Source organism: Acidobacterium capsulatum ATCC 51196, assembly GCF_000022565.1.
In the GTDB taxonomy this organism is placed as follows: Bacteria; Acidobacteriota; Terriglobia; order Terriglobales; family Acidobacteriaceae; genus Acidobacterium; species Acidobacterium capsulatum.
The window spans coordinates 1,314,342-1,325,517 of sequence record NC_012483.1 but is presented as its reverse complement, the minus strand read 5'-3'; the positions used below and the strand labels follow the sequence as shown (position 1 = coordinate 1,325,517).

Genomic DNA, 11,176 nt, shown 5'->3' with positions numbered 1-11,176 from the left:
TGTCTCGGAACTTAATAGGTGCGTTGTGCCCAGGGCACAGGTTGAAAGTCTTCGATGGCGGTGCCCGCGTGAGCGGCGGCTGCCAGGTCGCGCACCAGACAGCCAATGGCGATATCGAGGATTCCAAGTCCGAACGGGCTAAATACCAGTGGACCCACGCCGCTGCGGGGCAGTTGCTTGCCCACGAGGACCTCCCCGAGCGTGGCGCGTATGAAGTGGCGATGGCCGAGAGAACGCGCCGCCAGGTCCAGAGATGTGTCATTGGAGCAGACATGGTCGATGTCATCGACGATATTGTCTGCCTGGCCGATTGCTTGCGGAGTCAGATCGCGCAGAGAAATGTGCAGCAAGGTCAAATCGTTTCCGCGGCCGGCAAAGTTATCGATATGGGGCGTGACCGCGTTCGTTGCGATGGAGACAATGCTCGCCTGTTCCAGAACATGCTGCCCACGTGTCGCCCGAGTGACTGTACGGCCATCGCACAAGCTGCGGCAGCAAGCCTCAAACTGGCTGGTCCGGCACGGGTCGGAGTCGTAAAGGAGAATATCCCTCACTTCGGGACGGGTATAGAGCAGGAAGCGCAATACTTGAAAGTTGATCGGGCCACAACCTATCAATCCCAGCGTGCTGGTGCTTTTTCCTGCATGCAGCACATCTGCGGCCAAGGCCGCGCTGGCAGCCGTTCGGTATGAACTGATGACCGAGCCTTCCATCATTACTTCGGCAAAGCCGGTCTTTACAGAGTTGAGGATCAGAGTCGCGGAGGCGCGTTCCAGCCGCACCTGCAGATTTCCCGGGAAGGATGCAACCCACTTAATGCCGGCAGCTTGAAACGGCCCTCCCAGATAGGCGGGCTTGGGGATAATGCGATCGACGGTATTGCCCGGAAAGCGCAAGTATTCGCAGTTGGGAAGGCTGTAACCTCCGCTTTCGCGTGTGATGTAGGCATCCCGGATGCTTTGGATGATCTCGTGCTCGCGATGTTCCAGTAGTTGGATGATCTCCTCGCCGCGCAGCATCAGCATGCCAGTCTTGCTCTTGGATGGGAGCGCAGACTCGTGAGCAGCCACGCCATTGCCGGACGCCCGGGAGATGATTGCCGGTGGCCGCTCGACCGCTCCCTGGCCCAGGGACTCTTGCACCCATTGGCGGGAGTAGATCGTATCGAGATAACGCTCGCCACGATCGCAAAGAATCATGACACAGGTGCTGCCCGCCGGAATCTCATCCTTTAGCCGGGCAGCGGCGGAGACTATGCCGCCGGATGAGCCGCCGGCGAAGATCGCCTCCCGGTGAAGAAGCTGGTAGCAGCCGGTCACGCAGTCGAGATCGGAAACTTTAACATGAGCACTCTCTAGGCCGGGCTGGTAGAGCTCCGGTACGCGCGAGGCTCCGTGCCCTGGAATAAGGCGGCGTCCCGGATGCCCACCAAAGATCACACTGCCCTCTGCATCGACGGCAATAATTTTGGTCGAGGCGCCGGCGTTCCGCAGGAACTCCGCACAGCCGCGCAGTGTGCCGCAGGTGCTGGTGGCTACGAAAAGATAATCCACCTGGCCGTGCAGGCTCTCGTAAATTTCCCGCATGGTGGTGTGGTGCGCTCGCGCGTTGGCCGTATTGGCATACTGGTTCGGCCAGAAACTATCGGGAATCTCTCTGCAGAGTCGCTGGACACGTGCAATGCGCGCACGCAGCAGGTCGCCATTTGGCGCGTCACAAACGTCCACCAGACTGATCTCCACGCCATACGCTTCAAGTATCTTCAGATTTACGGGAGTGGTGCGGCTGTCCACGACGCAGATAAAACGCAGACCCATGTAGGCGCAGAATTGTGCGATGCCGATGCCGAGGTTGCCCGAACTCGATTCGACAATTGTGCTCGCGGCTGTAATGCGCCCCGCATCCCACGCTTCGCGCAGCAGCGAGAGTGCAGTGCGATCCTTACTGCTGCCGCTTGGATTCAGCATCTCCAGCTTGGCGTAAAGCTCGAAACTAATGCCCGAAAACAGGCGTTTCAGCGGAACCAGAGGCGTGTTTCCGATGGTGGATAGAATTCCACTGTAGAGCGGGAAAGCCGTATCTCTCATCTCACTCACCCCAGGAATGCGCGAATTTCAGAGCTTTTGCTTTTTTTTGATTTCCTTTGATGGTTATGACGTCCCATCGTTGTCTTCCTGGGATAGCGGATCGGAGTATGAGGATCGGTTGCTGGGCGTTTTTGTTTTTTCTTGCGGTGTTCACTTGGATGCCTTGTGATCCTGCTGTTCGATCTCGCTCCATGCCTCTGCGCTGGCATCCTGCATCTCTTCGATGGCCTGGGCGGAGACACGCTGCACGACCCGTCCGGCCCGGACTCCGCCCTTGATTCCTTCTTTGAGGATGGTTCTCCAGTAAGCGGCTGCAACAACGCCGGAGGCAAGGCCGAGTAGGTAACTGCTCTTCTTCATGGCGGAGTAGTCTTCCTTTTTTTGTGGTATTTCTGCCGTGAGTTTTATGAGGTGGATTTTCGGGAACGGCTGCCCGCTGGTTTTTTAACGGCCGCCGGCGTTGGTTTTGCAGCGGAGGCTTTGGCCTGGGTCTTGGCGGGCGCCTGACGCGTGGAAGATTTGCGCGGCGCGCGCCTTGGGGATGGCTGGGGGACGGTTTCCGCCGTCTGGGCGGCTGCCGCAGGAGTCTCCGCCGCCTGGGCTGTGGGCCCGGTGGCAGGACGGCGCAGGGCCGTGCGCAACGAGTTGGAAGAGAAGAGCAGGCGCGCGGGAAATCCAAAAAGCATGCCGGCCGTAAGGCCCAGCACTCCGTGGACCGCCGCGCCCTTCAGGTCTCCCTGAACCAGGTGGCTGCCGCCGGGAACAAGATATTCTCCACAAAAGGCAAGCCCGGCCCGCAGCGGCTTGTCTTTTGTGGGGTCTTCAGGAAATTCTTGAGGCATGGGGGCTCGCTTAAAAAATAAAGTCACCCGCAGCGAGGAAACGATGCATCCTCGCAGCAGTCAGCATGCCTATCTGGAGAGAGAAGTGAAAAAAGGTTAGCTGGCAGGCTCTTCGGAAACAGGCTTGCTCATGGGGGCGCCGAGTTCAAGCGGCGGAACGGATTTGACGAAGTCGATCAGGTTTTTACCCGTGACCGCGTTGGCAAACGAACTTGCCGAAACTACCAGCAGGCCCGGAACCCCGAAGACGGCCTTGGCCGCCAGCCCGAGTGCCGCATAAATACCGCCCGCTTTGTAGTCGCCGCTGACCAGATTGCTGCCACCGGGGAGGATGACTTCGCCTGCAAACTGTATCCCGGTCTTCATGGCTTGAGTGCTGTCCACTTTCATGGAACCTTCCTCCTGTGTATTTCTACTGCACGTGGAGTATAGCAGAACTACACAAACACGATTAAAACTCATTCCACCTGAAAAAGATAACAACAGCAAAACAAGGAAGATAACTTTCCGCTTTATGCAGTAACTGACAGATTCAGAAAGTTATGCGGGCTTTCCGGGGGTCCATTTGCACCCGTACTTGGTGGAGGCTGGCACGCCGGGGTGGAAATCATTCGCCGGAGTGTAGCCTGCCGGCAGCGCCTCGCGCCTCTGGAGGGCGTAGGGGATGTGAGGGCAATTCGCCCATATACCGTTCCAGGATGCCGAAGAGTGAGTCCTGTGCCGTGCGTAGAAAGAAATGCCCTCCGGGAAATATGTGTAGCGCAAATGCGCCCGTCGTATGCTCCCGCCAGTCCTGCATGCATTCCGGTGATGCAGCCTGGTCGCCGGAGCCAGCATTCGCGATGATAGTGCAACGCAGTGGGAGGGCCTCGGCAAACTCATAGGTGTCGCATATCTGCAGGTCAGCCCGCATGATAGGGAGCCAGTAGCGCAGCATTTCAGAATCTTCGAGAATCGCCGATGGTGTTCCGTTCAGATGCTTTATTTCGGCGAGCAGTTCGTCATCGGGCAGGTTGTAAAAAACGCGCCGCATCATCGGCAGATGCGGCGCTCGGTGGGCACCCAAAAAGAGCACCGAGGGCTCGGGCAGATCCGCCGCGCGTAAGGCGCGGGCGGTCTCAAAGGCCAGCAACGCTCCCAGACTGTGCCCATACAAGGCGAAGGGCCTGTCGAGGAAGGGCCCGATCTGAGTGATCAGTGCCTCCACTATCGTTTGGCTATGCGTGTAGGCTGGTTCGGTGTGCCGGTCTTCGCGCCCCGGAGGCTGGATAAGGCACACCTCAATGGATTCCTTCAGATGATGGCACCAGGGCCGGTAGAAGGACGCACTTCCGCCCGCAAATGGCAGGCAGAAGAGTCGTGCCGAGGCCGCCGGTCTCGGTACTGGGATGCGGACCCAGGCAGATGCTCTCATGCGGGAAACTTTGTCTGGACAAATTCGGTGGGCGTCACTTCCCGCAGACTAAAATAGCGAGTCAGATCCTGGCAGTCCGGGCAGGATACATCCTTGCGAGCGGTCGCATAACTGGCCAGCGTCAGGCCCGGATAATGCTCTTCCATCAACGTGCGGCAATGCAGATGCACCAACTCCTCTAATTGTTCGGAGTCAAAGCAGCGGAGAAAATTCATATTCTGGCCTGCATTTGCATGGATCGGATCGAGCAGACCGGGGTCGATGCCGCAAAATGCGGCGATTTCCCCATTACGCGCCACCAGTTCATCGGTATGCACGATTAGCAACCGTTCCTTGGGCACCGCAGAGATGACTCGCTGGTTGACCCCTGTCCAGATCTTCGTCATCTGCTCTAGACGCACCTTCATGTTGGGTTGATTCATTAACCGAAAGCTGCCATCGGGTAACACATCGAGGCAGTTCATCAGAGCGCCGGCGCGGCTGCCCCATCCGGCAGTGAAATCACCAAACAGCTTCCCCACGCAGGAATTCATCCACGAGTAAACATCCCGAAGAGTGAGCACAAATTTCGCATCCGGAAACTCTTCAACCAAAAAGTCCACAATGCAGAAGTGTGCTCCGCATGAATCCATGTCGAGGGGCTTGGCGGCATTCCTCTGATGAATGAATGTGCGAATCTCCTCGTCGGTGATGGTACCCATAAGCCGCCGCTCGAAGATGCTGAGCTGGTCCTGCAGTTGAAATTCATGATCGGAAGCAAAGGATCTGGCGAACATCTCCTGCATGGTCGTGGTGCCTGTCCGAAATAATCCCGTGCCGAATATCTTCAAAGTATCCTCCTGCTTTCTTGACAAGCGGATGAGATCTGCTCGATAAGATACGATCCCCGTAGCAGGGAATGATGAATTACATGGTAGCCTGAGCCGGTTAAGAAGTTTCAGGGAGAGGTATGAAATATTTCGGAACGCTTGCTGGCCCGATGGAGTTATCTGGCTTTTCTGCTTTTCCCTCTGAGGGGATTTATGGAATGACCATTTTTCTGAGGCGCTTTGTAGATGCATTGCTGCGCTTCGGAGATTTCGATGAATTTCACTTCTTTTACAGCGGCGCTGCACCGCGGCTCGATCAAGGCGGCCTGTTATTTTCCGATCCTCGTATCTCTCTCATTCCAGTCAGCCAGTTCGAGAGCCAGACATCCCGCCATACTTATCATGCGTTTCATAACTTGTGGTCGCCCGACATCGGTCCATGGACCGATCTTCGCAACCGGTTGAGCGCGGTCAGCTTCCCCGTTACCGGGCTCACACATACGATCAGTTATCAGTCGTTTCTGCCGCGCGTGCTGGGAACCATGCTGCTCGGCATTCGGCCCTGGGACTCGATTCTTTGCACCACGGAATCGGCCCGCGTCGTAATGCGGCGGTGGATCGAGCATTTGCAGGCATCGTTTCTGGAAGAGCGGCAGATCCAACTCACCTTTGATGGGCGACTCGATGTCATTCCCTTGGGACTCGACACCGACGTCTTTCGGCCCGGCAACAAGGCAGAACTGCGCAGCCGTCTGAATCTGCCTGCGGACGAAGTGCTGGCCTTGTATTTCGGACGATTCTCCCACTACGACAAAATGGACCTCTTCCCGCTGCTGCTTGCATTCAAGATGGTGCTGGATGGCTGTGGTCAAAAGACTTCGCTGGTGTTGGCTGGTTCGGAGAGCTTTCACAAATACTCGGAGAGAGTGCGGCAGTTTGCCGCCCAGATCGGAATTGCGGACAGAGTGATTCTTCGCACCGATATACCGGAAGCGGACGTGACGGCCTACTATGCGGCTGCCGATCTCTTCGTCTCTCCCAGCGACAATCTGCAGGAGACCTTCGGCCAATCGATTGTGGAAGCCATGTCCTCCGGACTGCCTGTGATTTGTTCAGACTGGGATGGATACAAGGAGTTGGTCGTGCAGGAAGATACGGGCTATCGCGTGCCCTCCTACTGGATGGAGTGCGATAGCAGGGTAGCAGATTACTCCGGCGTCTCAGACTGGCTCGCCAATCATTTCCTGAATGCACAATCGGTTGCCATCGACGTTCCGGCGATGGCCGCTGCGATGACCAGGCTCATCGGTGATGAAGGGCTGCGCCGCACCTGGGGAGCGAACGGACGCCGCCGCGCTCAGGCTCTCTTTGACTGGCGGCGTGTCATCGAGCAGCACATCGATCTCTGGCAAACGCTTCATCAGCAGGCTGCGTCGGCCCAACAATCCCCCATGGGAAAATCCTGGTTCCGGCCTGACTATGGCAAGACCTTTCAGCACTACCCCACGCAAATGCTGTCGCTCGCGGCAAAGGTCTATCTTGGTCCGTCTCGCGAGTTTTCTCTCTATCCTGAGGTGGAAGGATTTCTCGCCAAGGATGTTCTGCACTGTGTCATGCGGTGCGCAGCCGACACTGCGACGGTGGGTGAGTTAGAGGCGTCGACAGCGTCGGCGCTGGGGGTGACTCCGGATGTTTTCCGCAATCATCTTCTGTGGCTGATCAAGTATGACCATCTGAGATTGGGGTCTCTTGCCTGAAGCACAAAGCGTTGTTGGCTCCTCTTCTCAAAGAACGGGACACCGCAATCCCTTGTCCCGCGGTGCCGCAGACAGAAGATCATTTCGCCGTTATCCTGAAATCACTCGCCAAATGTGTCAGCCCACTCTGCTCTATCGCTGCCGGGGTGTAGGCATCGTCTAGAGATGAACGCTTCGTTGCGCCCAAATATTCTGGCGGCGCGATAGATGGAGGGAGCGCATTTGGCTGACAACGATTCCGGTCTGGAGCTATGGGCAACGCTGGAATTCGTTTGCATCGGAGGTTTTCTTGGCTCAATGTACAGCTCAGCGATTCGGCAATATTTCTCCAGCACAATTTGCATCCCTGATGGCGGCTGCAAAGAGCCAGGGAATCGAGATTGATGGGACCGAAGGTCAGACGACGCAGAGTGGTATCACCATCGCCTGGTCCTATGTCGCGACCAGCAGTTCACTCACCATTCAGTGCCTGGGCGCTCCGTTCTATGTCACCTGCGGCATGATCCATGCAAAGATTCGCGATCTGGTCTCCCGATGCCAGATACAGGAAGTCTGAGGCGCTACTGTCAAGCGGGGCTTATGTGGCTCGGTGTTGCCGTCTTTGTAATCAGCGGCTCCTGCTGTTCTCGCAAAAGCTCTGCGCGCCTTCAGGCATAACCCCCCAATCGCGACGCCCATCTTCTTTCATGCACGTTAACTGTATCGTTTGACACCACCTGCTGGCCGTCACTATAGTGCCGCCTATCCACGCAACAGGACATACGAATCCGCCAGGAGGATCTCGCTCTCAGCAGTCTTCCCCCGAGCATCTGCTCGACTCAGCGGAGCAGTCCGGTCTGGAAGGGGGCGGCTTGAAGACTCAGGGCAAACGAGGGATTGCGGGCGCGGTGATTGCAGGGGCGATGTTGACCATTGCTGGCTGCGCGACGCCAGCTCATGCGGCAGTGAAGACGAAGGCCGCCGTATTGGAATCCGTGCCCGCGCAGACCGTCGCGGCCCGGGGCATCGCGCTTGCGAATACGGTGCACGGCACCTGGAATGCCATGCCCGGAGCAGAGACGCCTCGCTTCCAGAGATTTGGCCCTCCCATGCCGTGGTCTCGCAAGCCGGGCAGCATTGCCACGGGACTCATGACGCCCGGCGCGCTCGTGGGCAATGGCAGCGTCGGCGTGGCGATGGGCGGAAGCCCTGACCGGCAGGAGTTCTACATAGGCCGCAACGATTTCTGGAGCGTGCTGCGCGGGCGCATCATGCCCATGGGGCGGCTCGAGCTGACCGTGGCTGCGTTGCAGGGCGCTTCGGCGCAGGTGAGCGAAAATATCGGTCCTGCCGATGTTACGGCTCACTTCGTGCAGGGCAGCGACGCGCTGCAGTCGCGCACCTGGGTCGCGAACGGCCGCAATGTGTTTGCGGTGGAACTACGAAACTCCGGCAGCCAGCCGCTGCATGTGCGCGCCGCGTTGCTCGACGGCTTTGGCAGCGGCGAGGCTCAGACGCTTAGCGGAGCCTCGGGGAATGTGCAGTGGCTGCGCGTCTCTCCAGAGACGGTCGAGGCCACCATCGGCGGGTCGCGCCGCGGCGTAGTGGCGGCGTCGAATCTGCGCATCCGTTCGGTGCGGGTCTATGCGGGCAATTCCGCACAGAAGCCGCGCTATGACTGGTCGTCGTCTACGGTGCTGGCGGGTGGCAATGGGCCGGAGCGGTTTTCCTGTGGCCGCGTCATTCTCCCGTTGCGTCACTTCACCATGCGCGCTGCCGTCAACGTGGACGGTGCCGATGGCTCTGGCGCGATCTTCACCGCGATGGTGGGGCAGCAGTGGATGAAGCAGCAGATCGACCCCACCGATCCGCTGGGCAACCAGCGCGGACGCAATCTGCCTCGGGCACAGGGAGCCGCTGCGGGGCTGGCCGTCTATCTCTCGCACGGACGGCTCGTCGCCAACCTCAATGGCACCGTGATTACCTCGACGCAAACGCTGCCCACGCGGCAATGGGTAACCGTTACGGTTGCTTATGACGGCCAGAAGCTGGTGCTGCTGGCCGACGGCAGGCAAATAGGTGAAACCACCAGCTTTCCCACGGCGGCCCAGGTGATGGGGCCTGAATGGCAATGGGCTGCCGCGCATCCCGGAGATGCAAATGTTCCCTATGAAGGCATCGGACCAGAGGGCGTGCTGGCCATGCGTATCGTAGGTAGTGATGCCACGCTGGCGAACGGCAAGATGCACTTCACCATTCCCGCCGGAGAGCACGTTGTGATGCTGGTGGCGGCGATGGACAACCGCGACACGTCCACTTACTTTCAGACCGCGCTCACTGATCTGGAGCAGGCGAGCCTGCCCGATGTGGCGGCGAGCTGGTCGCGGCACGTGGCCTGGTGGCGCAACTTCTGGTCGAAGTCGTATGTGGAGATTCCAGACAAGACCATCCAATCCTGGTGGTACGGGTCGCTCTATGTGCTGGCCTCATGCAGTGAGCCGGGCAATGTGGCCCCCGGCCTGTGGGGCAACTGGATCACGTCGACGCACATGGCCTGGCAGGGCGACTACACGCTGGACTACAACTATCAGGCCCCTTTCTGGGCCGCCTACCCGACGAACCACGTGAGCCTCGCCGACCCTTATGATGCTCCGCTGCTGGCGTGGATGCAGCGCGGAGAAGCACTCGCCGCCAAACTGCACAGTCAGGGCCTGGTGTATTACACCCATCTGGCTCCGTCGCCTGGCTGGAGTGCGGACAACTTTCGCGCGCTCGATCAAAAGAGTGATGCGCTGTTCGCAGCCGTGAACTGCATTCAGCGCTGGCGCTACACTCACGACGCGGCGTACGCGCGCAAGGTCTGGCCCTTTCTGACCGGCGTCGCCGAATATTGGGATCACGACCTGAAGCTGGTGAATGGCCGGTATGTGGATTTCAACGATGCGGCCGACGAACACCTGTGGGGACCATCAAGCGGCGTCAATCCGGCCACGACGATTGGCTTTTTGAAGATGCTGTATCCGGCGCTGATCGAGATGAGCGAACAGTTGCACGCGGATGAAAGCCAACGGGCCACATGGAGCAATATTTCTGCTCATCTGAGTGATCTGCCGATCGCGCCCGCCAATAGCGTCGCTGCCATTCAGAAGGCCGTGGGCAAGCCGATTCCGCCAGATCAGATGGTGATTTTGCAAAGCCAGCACGGCATGCAATGGGTCAATCTGCCGTGGGGCGGCGCGCAAGGGCCGGAGCCGCCGGTCAGGCCCACGGGCTCGTCAGCGGGTATGAACTCTCTGCAGGTAGTCTTCCCCGGTTGGAACATCGGTCTCGAAAGCCCGGCTGCGTTGCGCAGCGCCGCGTGGTATACGGTCCATTACACGCGTCTCTGGTACGACAACAACGACACGTCGAGCTTCTATCCGGCAGCGGTGGGCGCGGGCTACGATCCGGAAGCGATTCTCAAGCACCTGCACGTGCTGGTGACCCACATCGGCTACCCCAGCTTTGCTTATGACATGCCGGCCGGCGGCATCGAAAACGAGGCAACGGTTCCCACAACCATCGCCGCCATGTTGCTGCAGAGCTATCAGAAAGACATTCACGTCTTCCCGGATTGGCCATCGACCGAGGATGCGTCTTTCGGCGATCTGCTGGCGGTCGGGGACTTCCTCGTCTCCAGCCAACTCAAGGGCGGACGTGTCGCCTACGTGCGCATCACCAGCGAGCGCGGCGGTCTTTGCAGGCTGGCCAATCCATGGGGTGCGGAGGCCGAGGTTGAGTTGAAGATTGCTGGCGAAAAGACCCAACTGCTGCATGGGGCGGAGCTTGATATTTCGACGCATATCGGGGAGCAACTTATGCTCACCGAGCATTCCCGATAAGCGAGTGGGATTTCATGGTGGTTTGTGCAGCTGTCAGATCGTTTCTTCTGGTCGTTCGCACCGGGCTTTCTGCCGCAGAGGAGGAATTTCGCTGTGCGTGTCGCGCCGGTAGAGCGATGCAGTGCACCGGGAAAGCCGCCTTCCAGATGAGGCGGGATTCGGTGTGATGCGTGCGATGGGTTCGGCACAAAATTACCGCTTTTCATTCCATATTTCGCAAGGGTAGGATGCTGTGGTTCCTGAATGGGCAGGGGCTTTGTCGCGAAAGTTTAGAAAATCGATTTAATTGGTAAACGATTTCTCTTTGCGAGAGAGTCCGTACACTCCGGTTGCTGCTGGAATGACGGTACCTGCTGCGGAAAAACATGGGCTGAAACAGGAGAGTTGGAATGCGGTGGATCAGTGAA

Annotated in this window: 9 protein-coding genes; 3 read left to right on the top strand and 6 right to left on the bottom strand. The window is 58.5% G+C overall.

Annotation, left to right across the window (positions count from 1 at the left end; all coding sequences use genetic code 11):
* Window positions 1-11: 11 nt before the first annotated feature.
* From sbnA to ACP_RS05470, 6 genes are all read right to left on the bottom strand, one after another.
* Window positions 12-2,087 carry a 2,3-diaminopropionate biosynthesis protein SbnA gene (sbnA, locus tag ACP_RS18260; protein ID WP_015896309.1) on the bottom strand — a complete coding sequence of 692 codons (2,076 nt, stop codon included), beginning with the start codon at window positions 2,085-2,087 and terminating at the stop codon, window positions 12-14.
* A 150-nt stretch (window positions 2,088-2,237) separates the two neighbouring features.
* Window positions 2,238-2,447 (bottom strand): hypothetical protein, encoded by a 210-nt coding sequence (locus ACP_RS05490; RefSeq protein ID WP_015896307.1) that lies wholly within the window; start codon window positions 2,445-2,447, stop codon window positions 2,238-2,240.
* A 44-nt stretch (window positions 2,448-2,491) separates the two neighbouring features.
* Complete coding sequence (locus ACP_RS05485) at window positions 2,492-2,929, bottom strand: DUF6072 family protein (protein WP_015896306.1); 438 nt, start codon at window positions 2,927-2,929, stop codon at window positions 2,492-2,494.
* 96 nt (window positions 2,930-3,025) lie between these two features.
* The gene (locus tag ACP_RS05480) at window positions 3,026-3,319 is read right to left on the bottom strand and encodes a DUF6072 family protein (protein WP_015896305.1); all 294 of its coding nucleotides are present in this window, start codon (window positions 3,317-3,319) and stop codon (window positions 3,026-3,028) included.
* Window positions 3,320-3,536: 217 nt separating this feature from the next.
* Window positions 3,537-4,343 carry a thioesterase II family protein gene (locus ACP_RS05475; RefSeq protein ID WP_015896304.1) on the bottom strand — a complete coding sequence of 269 codons (807 nt, stop codon included), beginning with the start codon at window positions 4,341-4,343 and terminating at the stop codon, window positions 3,537-3,539.
* Window positions 4,340-5,173, bottom strand: coding sequence for a sulfotransferase (locus ACP_RS05470; protein ID WP_041839315.1), 834 nt, complete (start codon window positions 5,171-5,173; stop codon window positions 4,340-4,342). Before ACP_RS05470 ends, ACP_RS05475 begins: the two co-directional genes overlap by 4 nt.
* Before the next feature lie 197 nt (window positions 5,174-5,370).
* Here ACP_RS05470 and ACP_RS05465 point away from each other — a divergent pair, with 197 nt between their 5' ends.
* From ACP_RS05465 to ACP_RS05455, 3 genes are all read left to right on the top strand, one after another.
* The gene (locus ACP_RS05465) at window positions 5,371-6,909 is read left to right on the top strand and encodes a glycosyltransferase family 4 protein (RefSeq protein ID WP_015896302.1); all 1,539 of its coding nucleotides are present in this window, start codon (window positions 5,371-5,373) and stop codon (window positions 6,907-6,909) included.
* 349 nt (window positions 6,910-7,258) lie between these two features.
* Window positions 7,259-7,465 carry a hypothetical protein gene (locus ACP_RS05460; protein ID WP_041839313.1) on the top strand — a complete coding sequence of 69 codons (207 nt, stop codon included), beginning with the start codon at window positions 7,259-7,261 and terminating at the stop codon, window positions 7,463-7,465.
* Window positions 7,466-7,760: 295 nt separating this feature from the next.
* Window positions 7,761-10,769 carry a glycosyl hydrolase family 95 catalytic domain-containing protein gene (locus ACP_RS05455; RefSeq protein ID WP_041839312.1) on the top strand — a complete coding sequence of 1,003 codons (3,009 nt, stop codon included), beginning with the start codon at window positions 7,761-7,763 and terminating at the stop codon, window positions 10,767-10,769.
* The last annotated feature ends 407 nt before the right edge of the window (window positions 10,770-11,176 follow it).